Raw genomic sequence first — 23,389 nt, 5'->3', positions numbered from 1 at the left:
AGCTCAAGTAAAAAAGGCGCTCTGCGGAGCGCCTTTTTGTTTCCTGTGACCCGGGATCGGTCAGGACAATAGCAACTTCAGATCGTGCACGATGGGTTCCGCGCCCTGCCCGTGGCGAACGAACAGGCGGATGCGCCCCTGAGGATCGAATACATAGCTTCCGGCGGTATGGTCCATGGTATAGGATCCGGCTTCCTTGCCAGGCACCTTCTGGTAAAACACCTTGAAATCCTTGGCGATCTTCTGCGTTGCCGCCTTGTCGCCGACCAGCCCCAGGAAACTCGGATGGAATGCGGGCACGTATTTGGACAGCAATGCCGCGGTGTCGCGCTCCGGATCTACCGTAATGAACAGGACTTGCACCTTGTCGGCCTGCGATCCCAGTTGCTGCATGACGCTTGCCATTTCCGCCATGGTGCTCGGGCAAACGTCCGGACATTGGGTATAGCCAAAGAACACCACGACTGCCTTGCCCTTGAAGTCGGCGAGGGTACGCAGCGTGCCGTTATGGTCGGGCATGGCGAAATCCTTCGCATAGTCGAGACCGGTGACATCGGTATTCTTGAATGCAGAAGTCGGCGCCGCGGACGACAGCTGACCTCCCTCTTGCTGTCGATCGCAAGCACCGAGCAACAGCGAGGCAGCCAGCAGCAGAAATGAGGCGGAATGGCGAGAGAAAGAGAAGCGCATACTTTAAAACTTCAGGTAGTGGTCGACCAGCAAAGCCACGAAAAGGAGCGACAGGTAAATGATGGAATAGGCAAAGGTCCTGCGCGCGATCAGATCGGTGTAATGCCGATAGATGCGCCATGCATACCAAAGGAATACCGCACCCAGCACCGCCGCGCTCGCCAAGTAGATCAAGCCGCTCATCTGCACGGCATACGGAAGCATCGTTGTTGCAACCAGGGCAATTGTATAAAGCCAGATATGGAACTGGGTGAACTTCAAGCCATGGGTCACCGGAAGCATGGGCAGGCCGGAGCGCGCATAATCGTCACGGCGATACAGTGCCAGTGCCCAGAAGTGCGGCGGCGTCCAGACAAAAATGATTAGCACGAGAATCCAGGCCTGCATCGGCACGTCATTGGCGATTGCGGCCCAGCCCAGCGCCGGCGGCATCGCGCCGGACAAGCCGCCGATCACGATGTTTTGCGGCGTCGCCGGCTTCAGCAGCATGGTGTAAATCACTGCATAACCGACGAAAGTGGCAAATGTCAGCCACATCGTGAGCGGATTCACGAAGGTGAACAGTACCCACATTCCCGCGCCGCCGATAATGCCGGAAAACACCAGCGTCTGGGCCACCGTGATTTCGCCGCGCGCCATCGGGCGGCGGGCGGTCCGCGCCATACGCGAATCGATTTCCCGCTCGACCAGGCAATTGACAGCGAATGCGGCGCCGGCAAGCAGCCAGATGCCGATGGTCGCCGCAACGACGATCCGCCAGTCGGGCAGGTCCGGCGATGCGAGGAACATGCCGATCACAGCGCAGAACACCGCGAGCTGGGTAACGCGCGGCTTGGTCAGTGCCCAATATTGGGCGATGCGATTCGGGTGTGCGGTCAGGGTAGTCACTTGGTTCTCATGCGGCCGACAGCCGCGTTGCGGCATGGTCCGCCGTAGGCTGCGCCGGAATTCTAACCCGGTAGTTTAGCATGGTCAGCAGCAGCACAAGGAGTGCGGCGCCGCCATTGTGTATCACGGCAAGCGCCAATGGCCATTTCAGAAAGATGGTGGACATGCCGGTCAGAAACTGCGCACCGAGCACGATCAGCAGCCAGCGCGCGTTGGATCTCAGGCCTTCGATATGCAGCGCCTTGTGCGCAAGCCATGCAATAAAAATCACCACGACAAAGGCGAAGTTCCGGTGCACCCAGTGCACCGCAGTAAGCGCGGCAAACGGCAAGTATTCGCCATCGGCGGTCTTTCCCAGATGCCGCCACAAGGTGAAACCATGCTCAAAATCCATGTCGGGGATGACACGTCCGTGGCACAGGGGGAAATCGGTACAGGCAAGCGCCGCGTAATTGGTGCTTACCCAGCCGCCGAGCGCAATCTGCAGGAAAAGAAGTATCAGCGCCACTGCCGCCATCCGCTGCAATGACCGGGCGGGCGCGGCTACCGGATGGTGCATGTTCTCACGTGCGCCCAGCCACACCAGCATGGATAGCAGGAACATGCCGAGCAACAGGTGGATCGTGACAATCACAGGCTGCAGCTTCAACGTTACCGTCCACGCACCGAACGCTCCCTGCAGACAGACGAAAGCGAGCAGAAGAGTCGGCAGCGTCGGCGAAAATCTGAGGTCGGCGCGGCGCGACTTGATCCAGCCGCGCCAGGCAATGACCATGATGGAAATGATCAGCACGCCAACCGCCATCGCGAGATAGCGGTGGATCATTTCGATCCACGCCTTTGCAACCGTCACTGGTCCGGTTGGCATCGCCGCTTCGGCTGCACTGATCTGCTCATGCGCCTGCAAGGGATTGGCGTGTCCGTAGCAACCGGGCCAATCCGGACAACCGAGCCCGGAATCGGTCAGCCGCGTGAAGGCGCCGAACATGATGAGATCGAATGTCAGGAAGACGGTCACCCAGACCAGTTTGCGGTACTTGTTCTGGTCGCTAGAGACCCAGACGATGGTCAGCGGCAGCAAGGCGGCAAGCAGACCGAGGATGGCGAGTTGTATCAGCATGACGGTTCCGTTATCCGATGCGCGACGCCTTCAGCAGCTTGCCGAGATCCTTTTTGATCTTGTTGGGATCGGCATCTTTCGGGAAGCGCATCATCAGGTTACCCAATGGATCGATCATGTAGATGTGATCAGCGAGCATGGTATTGCTTTCCGCCGGCAGCCAGGCTTTTAGCTTGTCGGGCTGCACGCGCAGGATTTGCATCCCGTCATATTCGCGCATCAGCGTCGTTTCCAGCGGCTTGTTGTCGGTTACCAGCCACACGCGTTCGATACGCTCCATTTCCTTGCCCTGCGCAAGCCGTAGCTGACGCATGTCATGCAACCGTTTGCGGCAGTCTTGCTGACATTCCGCATCGGCGACTTGCAGCATCAGCCATTTGCCCTTGAAGCTATCCAGTGAAACCGGCGTGCGGGCTAGCGTCACGGTTCCCAGCTCGGGCATCGGGTGCGCGCGCGGATCGATGAGTGCGCCGTAGTTGGTACGCCCTTCGGGTTTGATCACATAGTAGGTGAGATAGGATGCAATCATCGGCGATGCGCAGACGGCAATCACCGCGAACAATTTCCATCGTCCACCCTTACGTTGCTTATTTTCTTCCACGTCGAAATCCTGTCACAACAAAAAAAAGAAGTGCTGTCGCCGCCAGCGCATACCACTGAAATGCATATCCCCGATGCTTGTCTTCACCAGCCGACGGGCGCGGCCAATCACGCACCAAGCCGTCGTGCGTATCGGTCATTTGTTCGACGACAAACGGATAGATGCGCAGCTTGGCGGCGCGGCCGATGTCCACTGCTTCTGCGTTTTGAACAATTGCATTGGGCTTGATCGGTTCGGCCTTGCCCAGCTGCAAGAGGCGGCTGCTGGTATTGCGCACAACGCCGTTAATTTCCACGGTTCCGGCCGGCGTCGGTATCTGCGGGAGTCGGGTACGATCCGCCACGTCTCGCTTGATCCAGCCGCGCGACACCAGTACATGCATGTCGGATCCGGCAATTTTCAACGGGGTCAATGCATAAAAACCCGGTGTTCCCTTGTAGGGCCGGTTATCGAGATAAACGGTCCAGTTGGGTAAATATTCGCCGCGGATGGTCACGTTCATGAATTCGATATCGGCGGGCGCATCGTTTGCGCCGCTCAGTGCTAGCGCCGGGACCTGTGCGCGCTCAACCATCCGCTGTTCGATCTCATGTTTTTCCTGCGCCCGCCTGGTCTGCCAGTTTCCCAATGCAATGCCTACCGCAGCAACCAGCAGCGCGGCAATGAAGGGAATCCACCGAAAGCGGAAGTTGAATGGCATTACAATGTCTCTTTAAACAAGCCGGTTATCATCTTTGATACCCGGCATCACTTGAGTGCCACACGCGTCATGAAAATTCTCGTTGCGATCGCCTTCATCCTGATTCTCGCAAGCCTTGGCTCGGCTCTTGTGTTTCTGATGCGCGACAAGGGAAGAAGCAATCGGACCGTAAGAGCGCTGGCATTCCGCGTCGGCTTTTCGATTACCTTGTTTATCCTGATTCTTATTGCGCATAGCCAGGGATGGATACAGCCGACAGGCATTCGTTAGCGCATTGTCTATCCTGCCCATCCAGTAAAAAAGCCGCACCGAAGTGCGGCTTTTTCATGCCGGAATTTGTTGCTTACAGCCAGTAGACAACAACATACAGGCCAAGCCAGACAACGTCGACGAAGTGCCAGTACCAGGCTGCGCCTTCGAAGCCGAAGTGATTGTCGGCGGTAAAGTGACCTTTCATGAGACGGTACAGCACGACCGCAAGCATGATGGCACCAAGCGTAACGTGGAATCCGTGGAAGCCGGTCAGCATGAAGAACGTGGAACCGTAGATGCCCGAGGTGAGCTTCAGGTTCAGGTCGCTGTACGCATGCATGTATTCATAGACCTGAAAGCCCATGAAGACGGCGCCGAGGACAATGGTTGCCAGCAGCCAGAATGCTGTCTTGCCGCGATCGCCGAGGCGCAATGCATGGTGAGAAATGGTCAAGGTAACGCCGGATGCCAGCAGCAGGGCTGTGTTGATGGTCGGAATCGGGAACGGTCCCATCTTGGTGAACGGGTCGATGGTTCCTCCCGGAGTATTGCCCCACTGCGCCGTGAAGTCCGGCCACAGGATCTTGTGGTCGATATCCGCAAGCCAGGGCATCGTGATGCTGCGCGCATAGAACAATGCGCCGAAGAAGCCGGCGAAGAACATGACCTCGGAAAAGATGAACCAGCTCATGCTCCAGCGGAACGACAGGTCGATGCGGTCGCTGTACAGGCCGCTTTCGGATTCTGCGAATGCCTCGCCGAACCAGTAATACAACACGACAATCGTCGCAAGAATGCCGATGATATTGGCCGCTGGACCCCAGCCATATCCATTGACCCAGGCGGACGCACCAGCCATTGTCAACAGCAGGGATGCACCTGCAAGTACCGGCCATTTGGACGGGCCGGGTACGAAATAGTACGGCGCCGTCTTAGCGTGTTGAGAACCCATTTCCATCTCCCAATACAAATTTTAAATAGTTACTTTCCAACGACGCTCTTCACAATCAGCAACAGCGTCGCGATAAATATGATTGCGCCGATCACGCCTGCGATAATGACGTGCACCGGGTTCAGCTGCTGCGCATCGCTTTCATAATCGCTTTTCTTTCGTACACCGAAAAACGACCAGAACACTGCTTTCAGTGTGGCACCGAACGATGCCTTGCGTTGCGTAGCCTTTTTTAAGTCGTCCACCTTCAGCTCGCTTTTTTGCCCGCGCCACCGACTTCAAAGAATGTATACGACAATGTTATCGTCTTTACATCCCTTGGCAAGGCCGGATCGATATAAAACACGACCGGCATTTGCTTTGCCTCGTTCGGCCCGAGCGTTTGCTGCTTGAAGCAAAAACATTCCATTTTCTTGAAATGGGCAGTTGCCTGCTGCGGTGCATAGCTGGGAATCGCCTGTGCATCCATGCTGCGCGACTGCGTATTGACCACTTCATACACCACTTGCGCCATTTCGCCGGGATGTACCTGCACGCTCGCCACCGTCGGGCGGAAACGCCAGGGTCCGTGCGCATTGGCATCGAACTCGACCGTGATGGTGCGGCTCTTGTCGACTTGCGTATTCTTGATATCGCCGACCATCGAATCTTTCGGCGTCAACAGGTTGATACCAGTCAAATCGCAGATCATCCGGTACACCGGCACCAGTGCGTAGCCGAAACCAAACATCATGACGGCCACCACCAGCAGCTTGCCAAGCATTTGCTTGTTCAGCGCGTTTTTTCGCCCTGCCGGGCCAGGATGCTGTTGCGTCATGTCAGGTCAGCCAGATTCTTTTGATGAAGAAACCAATAAAGAACATCAACGCGATTGACCCGATGATCAAGGCGGTTTTCAGATTGTTTGGCTTCTTCGGATCGGACATGGTCGGGTGGGGACAGGCTTGCGCCTGCCCCCTTGCATCGATTCAGATTACTTGACGGTCGGTGGTGTTTCAAACGTATGGAACGGCGCCGGGCTCGGCACAGTCCATTCGAGACCTTCCGCACCTTCCCATGGCTTGGCCGGCGCATGTTCGCCGCCCTTGATCGACGGCAAGACTACCGCCAACAGGAAGTACACCTGCATCAAACCGAAACCGAATGCACCGACCGAAGCGATCATGTTGAAGTCCGTGAACTGTGCCGGATAGTCCGCATAACGACGCGGCATGCCAGCCAGACCCAGGAAGTGCATCGGGAAGAAAGTGATGTTGAAGGTAATGATCGAACCCCAGAAGTGGATCTTGCCGCGGGTTTCGTTGTACATGAAACCTGTCCACTTCGGACCCCAGTAGTAGAAGCCGGCAAACAGTGCAAACAGCGAACCGGCCACCAGCACGTAGTGGAAGTGTGCCACCACGTAGTAGGTATCCTGCATCTGGATATCGATCGGTGTCACCGCCAGGATCAGGCCGGTAAAGCCGCCCATGGTGAACACGAAGATGAAGCCCACCGAGAACAGCATCGGTGTTTCAAATGTCATCGAGCCCTTCCACATGGTGGCGATCCAGTTGAAGACCTTCACGCCGGTCGGGATCGAAATCAGCATCGTTGCATACATGAAGAACAGCTGGGCAGTCACCGGCATACCGGTTGTAAACATGTGGTGCGCCCAGACGATGAACGACAGGATCGCGATCGAAGCGGTCGCATAGACCATCGATGCATAACCGAACAGCTGCTTGCGTGCGAATGCCGGAATGATCTGCGACACGATACCGAACGCCGGCAGAATCATGATGTACACCTCGGGGTGGCCGAAGAACCAGAAAATATGCTGGTACATCACCGGGTCGCCGCCACCGGCAGCGTTAAAGAACGATGTGCCGAAGTGACGGTCGGTCAGGGTCATCGTGATGGCACCAGCCAGCACCGGCATCACAGCAATCAGCAGGTAGGCAGTGATCAGCCAGGTCCAGCAGAACATCGGCATCTTCATCAGTGTCATGCCGGGAGCGCGCATGTTCAGGATGGTGACGATGATGTTGATCGAACCCATGATCGACGATGCGCCCATGATGTGCATCGCGAAGATACCCATGTCCATGCCGATACCCATCTGGGTCGACAGCGGTGCATAGAGTGTCCAGCCCGCAGCAGTCGCGCCGCCTGGCACCAGGAAAGATGCAGCCAGCAGGATCGCGGCCGGTGGCAGCAGCCAGAACGAGAAATTGTTCATCCGGGCGAATGCCATGTCGGATGCGCCGATCTGCAGCGGGATCATCCAGTTGGCGAAGCCGACGAAGGCCGGCATGATGGCGCCGAACACCATCACCAGGCCGTGCATTGTGGTCAGCTGGTTGAAGAACTCCGGCTCAACCAGTTGCAGTCCGGGCTGGAACAGTTCGGCACGGATACCGAGAGCAAGAACGCCGCCGGACAGCAGCATGACGAAAGAAAACCACAGGTACAGGCTACCGATATCCTTGTGATTGGTTGCAAACAACCAACGCTGCCAACCGTGAGGATGGTCGTGCGCGTGGTCGTGAGAATGATCGTGGGCGTGATCAACTACGGTGGTGCTCATCTCAATCTCCTAATTCAATTACTTGCGCGCAGCCAGGACTTCAGCCGGTTGAACAATGTTTTCCTTGGCCTTGTTGGACCAGTTGTTGCGGGTATATGTAATCACCGCTGCAATTTCCGTGTCGGACAATTGCTTGAACGTAGGCATGGCTTTACGTCCATTCAAGACCACATTGATCTGTTCTGCACGGGGGCCGGTCACGACAGCCGCGCCATCGAGCGCGGGAAATGCGCCGGGGACGCCCTTGCCGTTAGCCTGGTGGCAGGCGACGCAGTTGGCCGTATAGACTTTTTCGCCACGCTGTTTCAGTTCATCAACAGTCCAGGTCTTGTTCGGATCATCGGCCAAGGCAGCCATTTCCTTCTTCTTGCCTTCAACCCACTTCTTGTATTCTTCGTCGGTCACGACGTTGACGACGATAGGCATGAATGCATGTTCCTTGCCGCACAATTCATAGCAATTGCCACGATAGGTACCCACCTTTTCGGCTCGGAACCAGGTATCGCGCACGAAACCGGGAATAGCATCCTGTTTGACGCTGAATGCAGGAACACCCCAGGCGTGGATCACGTCGTTGGCGGTAGTGACGATACGGATTTTCTTGTTAACCGGGACGACGACGGGATTGTCTACCTCGATCAGGTAGTTGTCGCTCTTGGTCTTGCTGACATCGATGATTTGCTCACGCGGCGTCGACATGGCGGACAGGAAGGAAATGCCTTCGCCTTCGCCCTTGAGGTAGTCGTAACCCCATTTCCACTGCATGCCGGTTGCCTTGATCGTGACATCGGCATTCGACGTATCCTTCATTGCCACCACGGTCTTGGTCGCGGGCAATGCCATGCCGATAACGATAAGGAAAGGAACAATGGTCCAGGCGATTTCTACTGCGGTGCTTTCATGGAAAGTGGCCGGCTTGTGACCGACCGACTTGCGGTGCTTGATGATGGAGTAGAACATCACACCGAAGACGGCGACAAAGATCACCAAACAGATGATCAGCATCAGGTTGTGCAACGAATACACTTCCTCGGCGATCTTTGTCACCGGTTGCTGGAAGTTCAACTGACGCACTGCAGGACCACCCTGACTGTCTACAACCGCCCATGACGGCACACCGGCCGCCAGGAGCGACGCACCGAGCATCAGTGATTGAAGGCGCTTCGCAAGTTTCATAATTTCCTCAAAAGCCTAAGATTGGAATTCTGTGTGTATTTCAGACGCCAGCGCACTCCGCAATTCCCGCGCAAGCTCGCGTCGTTTCCATTCAGTTAAATAGCGCCCGACTTCCACCTTGATCCCACGCGCTTCCAGGCTGACCAATTCGCCGGCGAATTCCGGCGGTTCAACGCGCGTATAGCGCGGATCCAGCCTGAATTGGCGAACCTGCTCTACCTGTATAAGCTCTATCAGAAGGCAGCCATCTGACAGCGCAATATGCTCCCGGTCAATGGCATGGCGAGCATACAGGAAAAAGGCGATGCCTATCGCCAACATTTCCAGCATAGCGAAGCCGAGAATGTACCAGGCACCGCGCAGGGCAAACACGATGGCGATCAGCAACGAAGTCGTGCACAAAGCCGCATAGACCATCATCAGTTGACGAGGCGTTATCGAGCAATTGCGCCTAAGGATCCACTCGCGCGAAACCACGATGAACTACCCAAACGCGGCAACGTATCAAGGGAGACAAGCACTACGCAAAACCACGGAAGTATAAGGCTGAACTTGGCTGCTTATCAAGGGGAAAAATGGCGCGCTGCGGGAGCCAACAGCCCTTTGCAGCCAATTTTTCACACCAGATTCGATGCTGAAAACCTTGCTGTTTTCGTCACTTCATTGACGACTTGTCATCAATGGACTTTTCTGCTGTTGTTTGGATGAGATGCGAACCGGTCTTATTTCTTGCGCGGGTCGAACCGGACGATGCTTTCGCCGCTCGCGGTCTTGCGCGCAGCGGGACGGAATGCATGACCGTAGACGACTTCGAAAGTCAGCGGAATCCTGCCATCCGCACCACGAAACTGCTCAAGCGCTACCAAGCCCTTCTGCCACGCCGCGCGTCCGATAAGACCGCGACGTCGGGTCAGCAGCGGATTTCCACCGAAGGCGCGCACCTCGGCCAAAAGCTTGTCAGTCGATTCATAAGTTACGGTGATTGTTTCCATATCCATGACCGGCGTGGAAAAACCGGCATTGACCAGCATGTCGCCAAAGTCATGCATATCAACGAAAGGCAGCGCATGAGCGGCGGTATCGATTGCGGCGAATGCCGAACGGATTTCCCGCAAGGTATCCGGCCCAAAACAGGAAAACATCAGCAGTCCATCCACTCGCAGCACTCGCCGCCACTCCGCAAATACAAGATCCGGCTGAGGATGCCAGTGCAGGGCAAGATTGGACCAGACCAGGTCGGTACAACCGGGAGCAAGCGGCAGTTGCGCAAAATCGCCACATACCATGCGGGCGTTGACTCCATTGCTTGCGCCCAGCCTGCCCGGCAGCCATTTTGCAAGCAGCCGGTTCATCGACGACATGGCTTGCTGTTGTCGGCTGTGCATTGCGTGCAGCATCGCAGGCGATGCATCAATACCTACCAATTCCGCGGCCGGATACAGACCCTGCAACAAATCAAGGTCGGCGCCTTCACCACACCCCAGGTCAAGAATGCGTTCAGGTGCAATTTTTACAAGCGCAAGCCGCTCATGCATGCGGCCGGCGATTTCGCGTCGCAGGAAGCCGGATTCGGCGATCTTCGCTGGCGAAGCAAACAATTCGCGCACACGTCGCGTATCAATCGGTCCGCTGGACCGTACGTCGCTTGAAGATGGGGAGGATGGCAAAAGAAATCCGGCAAAGGCAATGAGATAATGGCGAAGTTTACACGCTTGATGAATTACCCGCTTCATGCGCTTCATGCCCTCCCTCCTGCGCCATTGGACCCACACCGCGCTTTCTCGTCTGCCGGCAGCTGCTCTGCCGCGCGTCTGCGCGTTGTGTTCGATGAACGCTCCATCTGGATTGTGCGACGGCTGCCAGACACAATTCTTCGCGCAGCGTCACCATCGTTGCCGACGCTGCGCAATACCCTTGTCGCTGAATGTCGCAAATGACCATGAATGCGGCGACTGCCTGCGACAGCCTCCGGCGTTCGATGCGACAATCGCCGCTGTCGACTATGCGGCGCCGGCGGACCGAATGGTATTAGGATTAAAATTTGCGGCGCGTCTGGAACTGGCTCCGATTTGCGCGGCAATGATGCGTGATGCCTTGCTGACTCGAAGCGATATGACATTGCCGAACTTTCTGTGCGCGGTACCATTGGGGCAGCAGCGTTTGGCGGAACGCGGCTTCAATCAGGCACTTGAAGTCGCCAGGCCGCTGTCGCGTTCCCTTGGCATTCGGCTGATACCGGAACTCGCCTTTCGCCAGCGCGATACGCATGCCCAGGCCCGGCTCGATCCGGCAGAACGGCAAAAGAATGTGCACGATGCATTTTGCCTTTCCGCCAAGACGATCGATCTGGTCCGTAGTGCACACATCGGCATTGTGGATGATGTCATGACAACCGGACAAACCATGCATGAGCTTGCAGTGACCCTGAAGCGTTTCGGCGCCGCGCGCGTGACCGGCATTGTCTTTGCCCGCACGCCGCAACAATAAAGAAAGGAAACGCAACTTGTTTCATGTCGTCCTGGTCGAGCCTGAAATTCCGCCGAATACCGGCAATGTCATTCGCCTTTGCGCCAATACCGGTGCGCAACTGCATCTGATCGAACCGCTGGGATTTCCGCTTGACGATGCAAAGATGCGGCGTGCCGGCCTTGATTATCACGACTATGCAACGATGAAAGTGCATCGTGACTGGAACGCCTTCCTTGCCGCCGAATCGCCGGATCCGCAACGCATGTTTGCCATGACCACACACGGTTCCACGCCATTCGTCAGCCTTGCTTTCAAGCCGGGCGATGTTTTCGTTTTCGGTTCGGAAACGCGCGGCCTTGCCCCTGCCCTGAGGGAATCGTTTCCCTCTTCACAGCGCATTCGCTTACCGATGCGACCGGACAACCGCAGTCTTAATCTGTCCAATACCGTAGCGGTCGTCGTATACGAAGCGTGGCGCCAAAATGGCTTTGCAGGCGGCCAGTAGTTTTATTTTCGATACAAGGGATCATCATGAAGTTGCACCACGTTTTCGCAATGGCTATCGCCATCACGACGTCCAGCCTGTCGCACGCACACGAGTTCAAGTTGAAGGATTTGCATATCGGGCATCCATATGCACGTACTACCGTAGCGAACCAGCCTTCCGGCGCAGCGTATCTGACGTTGGAAAACAAGGGGCGGTCAACCGACAAGCTCGTGTCGGTCGCATCGCCGGCCGCCAAGTCCGTGCAGATTCACAGCATGTCGATGGAAGGCAATGTCATGAAGATGCGCGAAGTCGACGGTATCGAATTACCGCCGGCATCAAAGGTGGAAATGAAGCCCGGACATGGCTACCACATCATGCTGATCGGCTTGCAACAGCCGCTGAAGGCGGGGAACAAGTTTCCGCTGACATTGAATTTTGAAAAGTCGGGCAAGACCGAAGTAACGGTCGTGGTTGAAGCACCCAAAAAGGAAGAGGCGCCTGCAGGTGGGCACAAGCACCACTAAAACGCTACATGGTGCGTCCTCATTGCACGGCTTCATTGTGACAATAACAAAGAAGCCGTTTCATATCAGGACGCGTCGTAATGCCGATATACCTGATGCTTTCCATTTGCCTTGATCAGCACGACATCGAAGGCATCCTTGCGGTTGCCTTCCACTTCCATGCCGGGTGATCCGACCGGCATTCCCGGCACCGCCAGTCCTTTCGCCTTTGGCCGCTCGGCCAGCAGGCGCTTGACCTGCTCTGCCGGGACATGGCCTTCCAGCGCATAGCCGGCCACCACGCCGGTATGGCAAGACGCCAGCTCCTTGGGAACCCCATACTTTGCGCGGTAAGGCGAGGTATCCGGCACATCGGTGGCCTTTACCGTAAATCCGTTTTGTTCCAGATGCGCCACCCATTCGTGGCAACAACCGCAGCTCGGCGTTTTGTACACCTTGATCACCGTCGGCGCGGCATGCGCTGCGGCCGGCATCAGCAGCGCGGCCAGCGCGCCTTGTAATAATGTCCTGCGTTGCATGATGGCTCCTTGCTAATTGTCTTTCGTGAGTGTAAAGGCGGCACGGACCTCGCCCGTAGGTAAACCGCGGAAATTATTGAGTTGCGGTTGTGCCCACGATGCCAGAGGCGTCGCATCGGCCGAGGGTAATATGCCTATCTGGCGCAATACCGAAATCGTGGCGGGAAACAGTGCGCGTGTACTGCCATCGGCGATCTTGACTGCGATGCCGAGTCCGGCGGAACGGATGCCGATGACTTGCACCGCTTCGGCACCGATCTTTGCCACCCAGTCGCCAGGCGCCGTTTGCATGAATGCCAGATCGCTGCGCCCGCTACCCGATACCAGTTCCGGATGCGTCGTCATCGCGCGGAACAGCTCGCCAGTCAGGCTGCCGTACTGCGGTTCCGCATCGCCCTGGGCCAGGCGCGCATAACTAAAGGCCAGGCGGGAAAGCGGCAGCGCATAGTTGGGCGCGGAACAACCGTCAATGCCCATTGCCATCGCGGCGGCCGGAATACCGGCGATCTGCGCGACACTGTCGCGGACTGCCTGCTGCAGCGGATGGCCGGGATCGACATAATTGTCCAGGGGTTCGCCATGCTGCACACAGTAGGCGAGGAAACCGGCATGCTTGCCGCTGCAGTTGTTGTGCAGTTGGGTGAAGGTTGCTCCGGCCGGCGGCGCCTTGTCCTGCACGCTGTAATGCATCGGCACATGGCAGCCGCAGCGCAGATGATGTTCGTCGCAGCCGGCCTTGGCCAGCATGCCTTGCACGGTGTGCGTATGCATGGGCTCGCCCGAATGACTCGCGCACAGCAGTGCAATTTCACGGCTGTCGAAACCGAATTTCTCGTGTCCGCCCGCCCGCAGGAACGGCAGTGCCTGGAAGGGCTTGATCGTTGAGCGGGTAAAGGTCAGGAAATCCGGATCGCCTGCGTGGTATAGCAGCTTGCCGCGGGTATCGACGACCGCGACGGCGCCGTAATGCACCGATTCCAGCTGGCCACCGCGAATGACTTCGACTAAGGGTGCAAGCATCATGCAGATATCCTTCAGGTATTGCGGACTTTCGATAGCAGCTTGGTCGTCGAGCGATCATGCTGGAATTCGATGGCGATCGCCTTGCCGCCATACGCGGCAACCGCCCGGCCCTCGGGAATGGCCGTCATATCATAGTCGCCGCCCTTCACATAGATATCGGGCATCGCTTGCTGCACTACTTCCAGCGCGGTGTCTTCATCGAACGGCACGACCAGGCTGACCGATTCAAGCGCTGCAAGGATCGCCATCCGGTCTTCGCAGGTATTGACGGGGCGGTCATCCCCCTTGCCCAGCCGCTTGACCGATGCATCGGTGTTGATGGCCACCACCAGCGAAGCGCCCTGCTCGCGCGCCTGTGCCAGATAGGTGACATGACCGCGATGCAAAATGTCGAACACGCCATTGGTCAGCACGACCGGTTTGGGCAGGCTGGCAATACGTGCCGCCAATTCGGCACGGGTGGAAAATTTTTTCTCGAAATCTGGCATGGTAAAAATGAAAAAGCCGCAAGCGATTGCCTGCGGCTAGTAGTGCGTGAAGTTCAGGAAGCCGGGCGATCAGTTCGCGGGCTTCAGGTTGCCGCCCTGCAGCCGCGCAGTCACTTCCTTGCGATAGCGGTTCAGGTCTTGCACCGACTCGAAGGTACGATCGAACAACAGCGACATATTGTGCAGAATGCGATCGATGACTTTCTTTTCCCATTCGCTGTCGAACTTAATCTGCCCATCCAGCCAGCGCTCAAGCCAGGTCGGGTCCGGCAAGCGGCTTTGCACGGTGTCGTTCGGGAACAGCGCCTGGTTGACGTGCAGATTGGTCGGATGCAGCGGCTTTTCGGTACGGCGTGCGGATGCCATCAATACACCGATCTTCGCGAACGCGGCACGCGCGGTATCGCCGACTTCGTTCAGCGCTTTTTTCATGTAGCGCAGATAGGCGCCGCCGTGGCGCGCCTCATCCTGGCTGATGATCTTGTAGATCGCCTTGATCACCGGTTCGGTATGCCAGTCGGACGCGCAACGATACCAGTGGTTAAGACGAATTTCGCCGCAGAAATGCAGCATCAGGGTTTCAAGCGGCGGTGCCGGATCAAATTCAAAACGCACATTGTGCAATTCTTCTTCCGTGGGTAGCAGATCCGGGCGGAAGCGGCGCAAGTATTCCATCAGCACCAGCGAATGTTTTTGCTCTTCGAAAAACCAGACCGACATAAAAGCGGAAAAATCGCTGTCGCCGCGGTTGTCGCGCAAAAACATTTCTGTCGCTGGCAGGGCGGACCATTCGGTAATCGCATTCATGCGAATGGTTTGCGCCTGTTCATCGGTTAACTTGGCGGCGTCGAACTGTTCCCATGGAATATCCTTTTCCATGTTCCAGCGCACCTGTTCGAGCGATTTGAATAGTTCTGGATACAGCATCACACACCTTCATGATTAGTTAAGTGCTTGATTCTACCAAAGAAAAGCGCGAAATCCGGAATTCCCAGGGCGTGCGCGGGTGCTTTGACAGGCTTTGTTCGGTAAAGTGGCCACGTCCAGATGAAAAATTTCATTGTTTATGGTCAAAACAATAACGCCGGCAACGTCTCCAAAAATTCCGCGCACCGTCTGGGTGCTCGGTTTCGTCAGCCTGCTGATGGATATTTCCTCGGAAATGATCCATAGCCTGCTACCGGTCTTTATGACAGTCGTACTTGGCACAAGTGCCACAATGGTCGGCATTATTGAAGGTGTGGCCGAGGCGACCGCACTGATCGTCAAGGTGTTTTCCGGCGTCATCAGCGACTATGTCGGCAAGCGAAAATGGCTGGCGGTACTCGGTTATGCAATGGGGGCGGCCAGCAAGCCCTTGTTTGCACTGGCCACCGGGGCGGGCTGGATATTCGGCGCCCGCTTCATCGATCGCATCGGCAAGGGCATCCGCGGCGCGCCGCGCGACGCGCTGATCGCGGATGCGACCGACCCTGCGATTCGCGGCGCGGCCTTCGGCTTGCGGCAATCGCTCGACACCGTCGGCGCCTTCGTCGGCCCGCTGGTGGCAATGGGGCTGATGCTGTTGTGGGCAAACGATTTCCGGGCGGTGTTCTGGGTCGCCGTCATCCCCGGCGTACTGTCGGTGATCCTGCTGCTGATCGGCGTGCATGAACCCGAGAAGAAGCTTGCCAAACCGGCGGCATTTCCGATTTCGCGGACTGCGCTTGCGCGCCTGCCGGCGGCTTACTGGTGGGTGGTCGTTGCCGGGACCGTGCTGACGCTGGCTCGCTTTTCCGAAGCCTTCCTTGTCTTGCGCGCCCAACAGGAAGGTCTCGCGCTGGCACTGGTGCCCCTGGTGCTGGTGATGATGAACATTATCTATGCAGTGTTTGCCTATCCGCTGGGGAAACTGGCCGACCGGCTCAATCATCGCGCCTTGCTGGCAACGGGTATCGTTCCCTTGATCATTGCCGACCTGCTGCTGGCGCAGGGGGGCAGCCTTGGCTGGATTGCCGCAGGCCTGGTGTTCTGGGGCATGCATATGGCAGCGACGCAGGGGCTGCTGGCCGCCATGGTTGCCGACACGGCGCCGGCCGAGTTGCGCGGAACAGGCTTTGGTCTGTTCAACCTGGCAAGCGGTGTGGCGATGCTTGCCGCCAGCGTCATCGCTGGCATGGTATGGGACCGTTTCGGCGCGGCCGCCACTTTCCATGCGGGCGCGGCATTTGCCGGAATGGCCTTGATACTGTTACTGCTGCGACGCCGCTGACTAATCTTCCCACTTCTTCGATGAATTCAAGATCGAGACGAGCGACACCGACATGTCGTTACGGTTACGATCGATGAACCGTTAGGGCAGAACGAGGCGCGTGATGGATTTTTGATATGCAACTATGATTGCATCACATTGTCCATTACGCTCAAGACGGCAATAATGTCTTTCCGAGATTGTCATCGTTTTCAGAACAACAATGCCTGCTTTTCCGTTGATGATTCCTGTCCGATCGCTTGCAATGCGCCTGCCTGGACTACTGCTTGCCGCACTATGCGGCTGCGCCTCCGGCGTCGGGGCGGCGGATCTGCATGATGTCACCGATGCGCCCGATGTATTTGCGACATCGTCGCAAGTGACCAACGCATTGCCGGATCTGCAAAGCGGCGATCGCCCGGCACCCGGTTACTTCGGCCTCGGCCAGGAGCGCGCCGTGTTCGGTTATACGAGCCGTTCGGAAAAATGGAATGCCAAGCTGGAGCAATACATGGTCGATCCCGCACTGACGTTCGATTATGGCCGCACGCTGTCTTCCACTTTCGGCGCCGGCGGCACCATCACGCGTCAGAATACGCAGTCCGAAGTTGTCGTCAACGGCATTTTCTCGCCCAAGAAAAACGTGCGTTTCCGGCTGGCGGGTGCGCAATTGCGCAGCACGGCAGGGCAGATTGACGGCACCGATTCATTGCAACAGAACAGTTACCTGATTGGCGCGCGCAAATACTGGACCAATTACGAATACCTGTCCGACCTCGGCATTTCGGCTTATACGGTCGAAGCGAACTCGGCAACCTCCTCGACCGTCAGCGCGCTGACCGATCCGGATACGCTCGATCCTGGTGCGTTCAACCCGCAAATGACCGCGTCGGGACGTACGGATGGCTATCTGCTGAACCTGAATCTGCGTCCGACCGACGATTCACGCATCGAATTGCGGCGTGAACTCAGTCATTCGACCTACTACGCGGACATGACTGCGCTACGCAACGAAATGCAGTCTTCGAACCGCATTCGCTTTTCGCAATTCCTGGATGACTGCGTACAGGTGCATGGCGGCTACAGCAGCAGTGCCGATGTCGACCGGCTGGATCTGACGGTGGCGCGCGACAAGTGGAATATCCAGCTATCGCGCGCCCTCCACGATAACGGCGCCGACACGGCGGTGCGGATTGGCTATCTGATACCGCTAGGGCAGTCCCAATTCGCAAGGCGCAATTGCGGTGCGATCGGCGCACCGACCTTCGAGCCCATCGTAAATGCGACGATGAAACGTCCACTCGCATTGCCCGGGCAGCCGATGGCGATTGGAACGATTCGCTAAACGATTCGCTAGAGTCCTGTTCCGCCAATTCGCTGGACAATACATGCGGCGAAATTGTGTCGAGACAAGGAAAAGAGCACAGCAAGGCCGAGGCCTTGCGCAACAGCCTTTCCATTTCCGCAATGCGCGGCATGCGCGGCGAATTCGCCCGTGCGGCCGCTGCGGCAGGAGCCACATCGAACTGCAGTTGAACCGGGACTATGTGTTTGCCAAGCGCATCAGACAAGAGGGACTCACAGGACGCCTGTATGCCGCCTGTCTGCCGGAATTGTCCTCCCAGCCCTATCTCACCGATTTCGTCAGTTCCGCGCGTGAGAGCTGCCATCTCAACCTGAGCAGCATCGAATGTCTCTGACAGGCTGCTAAGCTACGGGTCTTATCGACCCGATTTTCCGGACTTCACTGTTGAATCTTGCACCCGACCATACTTCCCGGCGCCGCGAACGCGTATTTCTGCTGACCCTGGCCGGCATCCAGTTCACGCACATCCTCGATTTCATGATCATGATGCCGCTGGGTCCGCAACTGATCCGGGTATTCCAGATCGACACCCATCAATTCGGCTTGCTGTTGTCTTCGTACACCTTTACCGCTGCGGCGTCGGGCCTGCTGGCGGCGACCTATATCGATCGCTACGATCGCCGCAAGCTGATGCTGACGCTGTATGCATTGTTCATCGTCGCGACACTATGCTGCGGCCTTGCACCGAATTTCACGCTGCTGCTCGTCGCACGCGCACTGGCAGGAGCGTTCGGCGGCATATTGGGCGCGCTGGTGCAGACGATGGTGGCCGATGTCGTGCCCTTTGAACGACGCGGGCAGGCAATGGGTACGATCATGGCCGCGTTCGCGCTGTCGACGGTAGCCGGTGTCCCGCTCGGGCTGTTCCTCGCATCACATATGGGCACGCTCGGCTGGCGCGCGCCCTTCTTTTTCATCGTACTGCTGTCGTGCGGCTTCCTGGCGGTCGGTTACCGGTATCTGCCGTCACTGACCGATCATTTGCAACGCATCCGCAGCGGCAATGTGTTCCAGCAAATCTACGCGGTCGCGAGGGAACCCAACCATTTGAAAGCCTATGTCTTCATGTCGCTATTGATGCTGGGTGGCTTCACGGTGATCCCCTATGTGGCGCTTTATTACACGGCCAATGTGGGCATGTCGGAATCTTTCATTACCGTGATCTATCTGTGCGGTGGAACCGCGACCTTTTTCACTTCGCGCCTGATCGGAAAGATGGCGGACCGCCATGGCAAGCTGCGCACCTATCGCGTGCTGGCGCTGGCTTCGCTGGTGCCGCTCCTGGTGACCACGCATCTGGTGCCCGTGCCCTGGTGGGCCGTACTGCTCAATTCCACGGTGTTTTTCATTCTGGTGCCCGGGCGTATGGTTCCGGGTATGGCGATGATTACCGCGGCGGCCGCGCCTCAGGTGCGCGGCACCTTCATGAGCATAGCCTCGTCGGTACAGATGCTGGCTTCCGGAATGGCATCGTTGATCGCGGGCCTGATCATCACCCACAATGCCGCCGGACAGATCGAACGGTACAATCTGGTCGGCTATCTCGCGATGGCCTGTACATTCATTGCGATCTGGATGGCCCGGCACCTGAAGGTAGCGCCGGCAATACCGGCGGATTGAACTGGCTGCCGCGGGTATTGCTGTAATTATTTCTCCGGTTTGCTCTTGCGGGCAGACGGGGACGCCTTGGCTGCCGGCTCGCCCTTGTCCTTGTCCTTGCCGGCGCTTTTCGCGGCTGCCTTCGGTTTGCCGCCGGCTTGCTCGTCGGATTTCGGCGTTTCTGTCATCGCGGTATTGACGGCTTGCTTGAATTGATCCTGCAGCATGTTCCACCATGCGGCGGCATTGACGAGCGGCGCGGTCAGGTTGGCCGCATCGCTTTCATCCTTGCTGGTTGGCTCGGGAACGCCCTTGCGTTTGTCGCCGGCGCTTGCCTCGCTTGTCGCACTCGATGTGCTGCTGGCACTGCTGCCATTCCCGTTCGACGCTTTTGCGGACGGTTTGGCGGCGGCTGCGCCGGCCTGCATGGTCGCGGCGAATGTTTCGCCCATGGTCTGGAGGGTGGAAATGGTGGCGGCCTGCACTTCCAGTGCCTGGATGGTACCGCGCAACATGTTCATGTTGAGCGTCAGCCAGGTTTCGACCGCCTTGAGATCCGCGATCTTTTTATTGATTTCTTCCACCGACAGGGTCGGCATCACCATGCCGGGAATGCCCGGTATATTCATTCCTGGAATCGACATGCCGGGCGCATTGGCCCCGGGCACATTCATGCCAGGAATGCCCATGCTTCCCCACAGGTTTTTCACGAAGTCCAGGGTGTCGGTCATCGCGCCCATTCCGGAAAAGTTTGGCATTTCTGGTTTAATCATCGAACACCTCCAGGCATAGAAAACGTGAACATGCGGGATTACCGCGCAAGCCCCAAGTATGCACCGCGATGCCGGCCCTGTCATGTGCGGCGGATCAAACGCAGAACCTGTCGGCCATGCTACCGCTCAGACAAGCGCCATTGCCCGCATGAAACCTGACGCATACCTTCGAGCTGGAAGAAGAGATTGTTACACTAGCGGGATGATCCAGTTTTCCTTGCCCGGCAGGCAGGCGCAGAAACCCCGGGCACGGCGGGGCGTCGTGCTGCTGCTTCTTTCCGCTCTGCTCCATCTGCTTGCCTACCAGTGGGCACAAGGGAGCTTCGGCTTGCCATCGATGCGGGAAGAGCCGCCGCCCCAAGTGGTGAGCGTGACCCTGAGCCAGGAACCGCCGGCTCCTGCTGCGCCCCCGCCGCCGCAACGTGCCGCAGAGGCTAAGCCCAAGCCGCGTGCCGCCAAGCCGAAACCTGCGCCCAAGCCGCGCCCCCCGCCGCCTGTCGAATCATCCGCCGAGACGCTTGCAAGCTTGCCGCCGGCAGGCATGGAAACGCCCGGCACCAGTACCGAAGCGCCGGTCGCGGCAATTCCGGCCATGCCCGCACCCGAACCTGTCATCGAAACCGCGCCCCCGGCAGCGGAAGCGAGTCCGCCCGCACCGGCGCCTTATACCGTCGCGCTACCGCCGTCGGCCGAATTGCACTATGACGTGACGGCAATGCGCGGCAACCAGAAATGGTATGGCGCGGGAAGCTTTGTCTGGGAAAACGCGGGCGGCCGTTATCGCATCACCGGCGAAGCCAGCGCCTCCCTGCTGCTGATCAACCTGACGGTATTGAACTTCAAGAGCGAAGGCGTAATCAATGAACAAGGTGTCGCGCCGGTGCTCTACAGCGAAAAGCCGAGAAACAAATCATTGACCCATACGCATTTTCAGCATGACAACCGCAAGATCACCTTTTCCGCGTCGGAGGCAAATTATCCCTACCAGGGCGACGAACAGGACAGGGCCAGCATCATGTGGCAATTGTCCGGCATCGGCCGCGGCGAACCCGGTCGATTCGCGCCCGGCGCCATCTTTGACATGGTCGTGGCCGGCGCGCGCGATGCGGAAACCTGGCGCATCGTGGTGATCGGCGAAGAAAATATCGAGACAGCATACGGCGCGATGCAGGCCTGGCATGTGCGGCGCGCGCCGCGGCAAAAAGCCTATGACCAGACCATCGACATCTGGCTCGCCCCGCAGCAGGGATGGTATCCGGTCAGGCTGCGGCAGACGTCGGCGAATGGCGATTATCTCGACATGTCCTTATCGCACCTGAATGCCGGCGCCGCGCCGGCCAACCAAGAAAACTGAATGATGAAACATCCTTTGTTAACGATGATGCTGGCTGTCGCACTGTGCGGCGCGCTGCCTGCCGGCATTGCCGCGCCGCCGGTGAAACAGAAAGTGAACCTGCCGCCTTCGGCCGAATTAAGTTACACCATCAAGGCAAAGCAGAAAGGCATTGCCGTCGAAGGTGATGCACTCATGCGCTGGAGCGTTACCCCCAGCACCTTCAGCGCAAGCAACGAAGCACGCGCCATGCTGATCGGAAAAATTCTCGATGCCAGGAGCGAGGGCGGCATCGATGCCTTCGGATTGGCGCCGACCGCCTTTGTCGAAAAGCGCCTGCGCCGGCAGCCCACCACCACATCGTTCGACCGCGCGGCACGGACCATCAGTTTCAGCGATTCCGACCGGCGCTATCCTATTCAGGGCGGTGAACAGGATCGCAACAGCGTGATCTGGCAGCTGGTATCGGTGGCACGTGCCACGCCGGCCCGATTCAAGCCAGGCTATGCATGGAAAGTGTTTGTCGCGGGCCAGCGCGACGCGGACGAGTGGTCGTTCCAGGTCGTAAAGCAGGAAACCATACGCACGCCGCTCGGCAACATCAACAGCTTGCACCTGCAACGGGTCCCGACCCCCGATTCGAAGGATCAACATCTCGACGTCTGGCTGGCGCCGTCGATGGAGTGGTATCCGGTGCGGGTACGCTACAGCGAAGACGATGGCGACTTCATCGAACAGAACCTGCAGCAGGTGACGAAAAAGGGATCGTAACGCCGCGCTGCCGCTACAATCGCCACTACCAGGGTGACGGCGCCGGGAATTCGCGTTTCAGGTACGCGCACCTATCCAGTCAATCTTTCCTTCGATACATGACCACGAACATCAGTGCACTTGTTTTATTCAGCGGCGGACAGGACTCGACCACTTGCCTGGCCTGGGCGCTATCCCGCTACCAGCGGGTGGAAACCATAGGCTTCGACTACGGGCAGCGCCATGCGATCGAATTGAGCGTGCGACCTGCGCTGCTGCAAAAGATGCGACTGCAGTCCGCCGACTGGGCCGGTAAACTGGGTGAAGATCATATGATCGATCTGTCCCTGATCTCGAAAATTTCCGATACCGCGCTGACCAGCGACGTCGCCATCGCCATGCAGGACAATGGTTTGCCGAATACCTTTGTGCCGGGGCGCAATCTGTTGTTCATGACGGTGGCGGCCACGGTTGCCTATCGCCGCGGCCTCGATGTCCTGGTCGGCGGCATGTGCGAGACGGATTTTTCCGGCTATCCGGATTGCCGCGACGATACGATGAAGGCCATGCAGGTCGCGCTCAATCTCGGCATGGCGACGCGCCTGAAACTGGAAACGCCGCTGATGTGGATCGACAAGGCCGCGACATGGAAACTTGCCGACGAACTGGGCGGACAGGCGCTGGTGGATCTGATCCGTGCCGACACGCATACCTGCTATCTTGGGGAGCGTGGCGCCTTGCATGACTGGGGCTATGGCTGCGGCACCTGCCCCGCCTGCGAATTGCGTGCGCGCGGCTACCGGCAGTTCATTGCCGGCAAGGCCTGAGCAGAGACACCAATCTCGCAACGCCTGCGCACGCCAATGACATCGTTACCT

General features: G+C 57.8%; 29 protein-coding genes. 11 read left to right on the top strand and 18 right to left on the bottom strand.

Annotated elements, in window-relative coordinates; translation table 11 throughout:
• Positions 1-60: 60 nt before the first annotated feature.
• From D3871_RS03175 to D3871_RS03155, 5 genes are read right to left on the bottom strand one after another with little or no spacing between them, the layout of a single operon-like run.
• The gene (locus D3871_RS03175; protein WP_119767582.1) at positions 61-690 is read right to left on the bottom strand and encodes an SCO family protein; all 630 of its coding nucleotides are present in this window, start codon (positions 688-690) and stop codon (positions 61-63) included.
• Positions 691-693: 3 nt separating this feature from the next.
• Complete coding sequence (gene cyoE, locus D3871_RS03170; protein ID WP_119767581.1) at positions 694-1,578, bottom strand: heme o synthase; 885 nt, start codon at positions 1,576-1,578, stop codon at positions 694-696.
• A 7-nt stretch (positions 1,579-1,585) separates the two neighbouring features.
• Positions 1,586-2,698, bottom strand: a complete 1,113-nt coding sequence (locus tag D3871_RS03165) for a COX15/CtaA family protein (RefSeq protein ID WP_119767580.1) — start codon at positions 2,696-2,698, stop codon at positions 1,586-1,588.
• A gap of 10 nt (positions 2,699-2,708) precedes the next feature.
• Positions 2,709-3,299: an SCO family protein gene (locus D3871_RS03160; protein WP_119767579.1), complete on the bottom strand. Its 591-nt coding sequence runs from the start codon at positions 3,297-3,299 to the stop codon at positions 2,709-2,711.
• The gene (locus D3871_RS03155) at positions 3,286-3,999 is read right to left on the bottom strand and encodes an SURF1 family protein (protein WP_119767578.1); all 714 of its coding nucleotides are present in this window, start codon (positions 3,997-3,999) and stop codon (positions 3,286-3,288) included. The genes D3871_RS03160 and D3871_RS03155 overlap by 14 nt, the downstream gene beginning before the upstream one ends.
• 69 nt (positions 4,000-4,068) lie before the next feature.
• Here D3871_RS03155 and D3871_RS03150 point away from each other — a divergent pair, with 69 nt between their 5' ends.
• Positions 4,069-4,269, top strand: coding sequence for a twin transmembrane helix small protein (locus D3871_RS03150; RefSeq protein WP_119767577.1), 201 nt, complete (start codon positions 4,069-4,071; stop codon positions 4,267-4,269).
• 73 nt (positions 4,270-4,342) lie between these two features.
• Here D3871_RS03150 and D3871_RS03145 read toward each other — a convergent pair whose 3' ends face one another.
• The 8 genes from D3871_RS03145 to D3871_RS03115 form a co-directional block, all read right to left on the bottom strand.
• Positions 4,343-5,203: a cytochrome c oxidase subunit 3 gene (locus tag D3871_RS03145; RefSeq protein WP_119769855.1), complete on the bottom strand. Its 861-nt coding sequence runs from the start codon at positions 5,201-5,203 to the stop codon at positions 4,343-4,345.
• A gap of 29 nt (positions 5,204-5,232) precedes the next feature.
• Positions 5,233-5,448 (bottom strand): DUF2970 domain-containing protein, encoded by a 216-nt coding sequence (locus tag D3871_RS03140; protein WP_119767576.1) that lies wholly within the window; start codon positions 5,446-5,448, stop codon positions 5,233-5,235.
• Positions 5,449-5,450: 2 nt separating this feature from the next.
• Positions 5,451-6,020: a cytochrome c oxidase assembly protein gene (locus D3871_RS03135; protein ID WP_119767575.1), complete on the bottom strand. Its 570-nt coding sequence runs from the start codon at positions 6,018-6,020 to the stop codon at positions 5,451-5,453.
• A gap of 1 nt (position 6,021) precedes the next feature.
• Positions 6,022-6,129: a cytochrome oxidase small assembly protein gene (locus D3871_RS30700; RefSeq protein ID WP_233575499.1), complete on the bottom strand. Its 108-nt coding sequence runs from the start codon at positions 6,127-6,129 to the stop codon at positions 6,022-6,024.
• Between the two features lie 47 nt (positions 6,130-6,176).
• Positions 6,177-7,772, bottom strand: a complete 1,596-nt coding sequence (ctaD, locus tag D3871_RS03130; RefSeq protein WP_119767574.1) for a cytochrome c oxidase subunit I — start codon at positions 7,770-7,772, stop codon at positions 6,177-6,179.
• Positions 7,773-7,790: 18 nt separating this feature from the next.
• The gene (coxB, locus tag D3871_RS03125) at positions 7,791-8,948 is read right to left on the bottom strand and encodes a cytochrome c oxidase subunit II (protein ID WP_119767573.1); all 1,158 of its coding nucleotides are present in this window, start codon (positions 8,946-8,948) and stop codon (positions 7,791-7,793) included.
• Between the two features lie 15 nt (positions 8,949-8,963).
• Positions 8,964-9,425 (bottom strand): DUF2244 domain-containing protein, encoded by a 462-nt coding sequence (locus tag D3871_RS03120; RefSeq protein ID WP_119767572.1) that lies wholly within the window; start codon positions 9,423-9,425, stop codon positions 8,964-8,966.
• 245 nt (positions 9,426-9,670) lie between these two features.
• The gene (locus tag D3871_RS03115) at positions 9,671-10,615 is read right to left on the bottom strand and encodes a methyltransferase domain-containing protein (RefSeq protein ID WP_233575497.1); all 945 of its coding nucleotides are present in this window, start codon (positions 10,613-10,615) and stop codon (positions 9,671-9,673) included.
• A gap of 160 nt (positions 10,616-10,775) precedes the next feature.
• Here D3871_RS03115 and D3871_RS03110 point away from each other — a divergent pair, with 160 nt between their 5' ends.
• Genes D3871_RS03110 through D3871_RS03100 form a run of 3 tightly spaced genes read left to right on the top strand, consistent with a single transcriptional unit; the run spans position 10,776 to position 12,431 of the window.
• Positions 10,776-11,435, top strand: a complete 660-nt coding sequence (locus tag D3871_RS03110) for a ComF family protein (protein WP_233575496.1) — start codon at positions 10,776-10,778, stop codon at positions 11,433-11,435.
• Positions 11,436-11,451: 16 nt separating this feature from the next.
• Entirely contained in the window at positions 11,452-11,922 is a 471-nt protein-coding gene (gene trmL, locus D3871_RS03105) for a tRNA (uridine(34)/cytosine(34)/5-carboxymethylaminomethyluridine(34)-2'-O)-methyltransferase TrmL (RefSeq protein WP_119767570.1), read from the top strand.
• A 26-nt stretch (positions 11,923-11,948) separates the two neighbouring features.
• A complete protein-coding gene (locus tag D3871_RS03100) occupies positions 11,949-12,431 on the top strand; it encodes a copper chaperone PCu(A)C (RefSeq protein WP_119767569.1) in 483 nt (160 codons plus the stop codon).
• 65 nt (positions 12,432-12,496) lie between these two features.
• Here D3871_RS03100 and D3871_RS03095 read toward each other — a convergent pair whose 3' ends face one another.
• From D3871_RS03095 to D3871_RS03080, 4 genes are all read right to left on the bottom strand, one after another.
• Positions 12,497-12,949, bottom strand: a complete 453-nt coding sequence (locus D3871_RS03095; RefSeq protein WP_119767568.1) for a DUF411 domain-containing protein — start codon at positions 12,947-12,949, stop codon at positions 12,497-12,499.
• A 12-nt stretch (positions 12,950-12,961) separates the two neighbouring features.
• Positions 12,962-13,972: an asparaginase gene (locus tag D3871_RS03090; RefSeq protein ID WP_119767567.1), complete on the bottom strand. Its 1,011-nt coding sequence runs from the start codon at positions 13,970-13,972 to the stop codon at positions 12,962-12,964.
• An 11-nt stretch (positions 13,973-13,983) separates the two neighbouring features.
• Positions 13,984-14,460, bottom strand: a complete 477-nt coding sequence (gene rfaE2 / locus D3871_RS03085; protein WP_119767566.1) for a D-glycero-beta-D-manno-heptose 1-phosphate adenylyltransferase — start codon at positions 14,458-14,460, stop codon at positions 13,984-13,986.
• Positions 14,461-14,529: 69 nt separating this feature from the next.
• Positions 14,530-15,387 (bottom strand): ferritin family protein, encoded by an 858-nt coding sequence (locus tag D3871_RS03080; protein ID WP_119767565.1) that lies wholly within the window; start codon positions 15,385-15,387, stop codon positions 14,530-14,532.
• 139 nt (positions 15,388-15,526) lie between these two features.
• On the opposite strand from D3871_RS03080, the gene D3871_RS03075 reads away from it, so the two are divergent.
• The 4 genes from D3871_RS03075 to D3871_RS03060 all read left to right on the top strand — a co-directional run bounded on the left by D3871_RS03075 (position 15,527) and on the right by D3871_RS03060 (position 19,676).
• The gene (locus D3871_RS03075) at positions 15,527-16,711 is read left to right on the top strand and encodes an MFS transporter (RefSeq protein ID WP_119767564.1); all 1,185 of its coding nucleotides are present in this window, start codon (positions 15,527-15,529) and stop codon (positions 16,709-16,711) included.
• 202 nt (positions 16,712-16,913) lie between these two features.
• A complete protein-coding gene (locus D3871_RS03070; protein WP_119767563.1) occupies positions 16,914-18,035 on the top strand; it encodes a hypothetical protein in 1,122 nt (373 codons plus the stop codon).
• 43 nt (positions 18,036-18,078) lie between these two features.
• A complete protein-coding gene (locus D3871_RS30695; RefSeq protein WP_233575495.1) occupies positions 18,079-18,390 on the top strand; it encodes a type 2 periplasmic-binding domain-containing protein in 312 nt (103 codons plus the stop codon).
• 50 nt (positions 18,391-18,440) lie between these two features.
• The gene (locus D3871_RS03060; RefSeq protein ID WP_233575494.1) at positions 18,441-19,676 is read left to right on the top strand and encodes an MFS transporter; all 1,236 of its coding nucleotides are present in this window, start codon (positions 18,441-18,443) and stop codon (positions 19,674-19,676) included.
• A 26-nt stretch (positions 19,677-19,702) separates the two neighbouring features.
• Here the strand turns inward: D3871_RS03060 and D3871_RS30470 are convergent, their stop codons facing one another.
• Positions 19,703-20,428, bottom strand: coding sequence for a PhaM family polyhydroxyalkanoate granule multifunctional regulatory protein (locus tag D3871_RS30470; protein WP_199724719.1), 726 nt, complete (start codon positions 20,426-20,428; stop codon positions 19,703-19,705).
• Between the two features lie 202 nt (positions 20,429-20,630).
• On the opposite strand from D3871_RS30470, the gene D3871_RS03050 reads away from it, so the two are divergent.
• The 3 genes from D3871_RS03050 to queC all read left to right on the top strand — a co-directional run bounded on the left by D3871_RS03050 (position 20,631) and on the right by queC (position 23,338).
• Positions 20,631-21,782 carry a DUF3108 domain-containing protein gene (locus D3871_RS03050; protein WP_119767562.1) on the top strand — a complete coding sequence of 384 codons (1,152 nt, stop codon included), beginning with the start codon at positions 20,631-20,633 and terminating at the stop codon, positions 21,780-21,782.
• Positions 21,783-22,532 carry a DUF3108 domain-containing protein gene (locus tag D3871_RS03045; protein WP_119767561.1) on the top strand — a complete coding sequence of 250 codons (750 nt, stop codon included), beginning with the start codon at positions 21,783-21,785 and terminating at the stop codon, positions 22,530-22,532. It begins immediately after the preceding gene.
• Between the two features lie 98 nt (positions 22,533-22,630).
• Complete coding sequence (gene queC / locus D3871_RS03040) at positions 22,631-23,338, top strand: 7-cyano-7-deazaguanine synthase QueC (RefSeq protein WP_119767560.1); 708 nt, start codon at positions 22,631-22,633, stop codon at positions 23,336-23,338.
• The last annotated feature ends 51 nt before the right edge of the window (positions 23,339-23,389 follow it).

This window comes from Noviherbaspirillum saxi, from assembly GCF_003591035.1.
GTDB classification, from domain to species: Bacteria; Pseudomonadota; Gammaproteobacteria; order Burkholderiales; family Burkholderiaceae_D; genus Noviherbaspirillum; species Noviherbaspirillum saxi.
The sequence above is the reverse complement of the archived record's forward strand: the minus strand, read 5'-3'. Positions and strand labels throughout refer to the sequence as shown.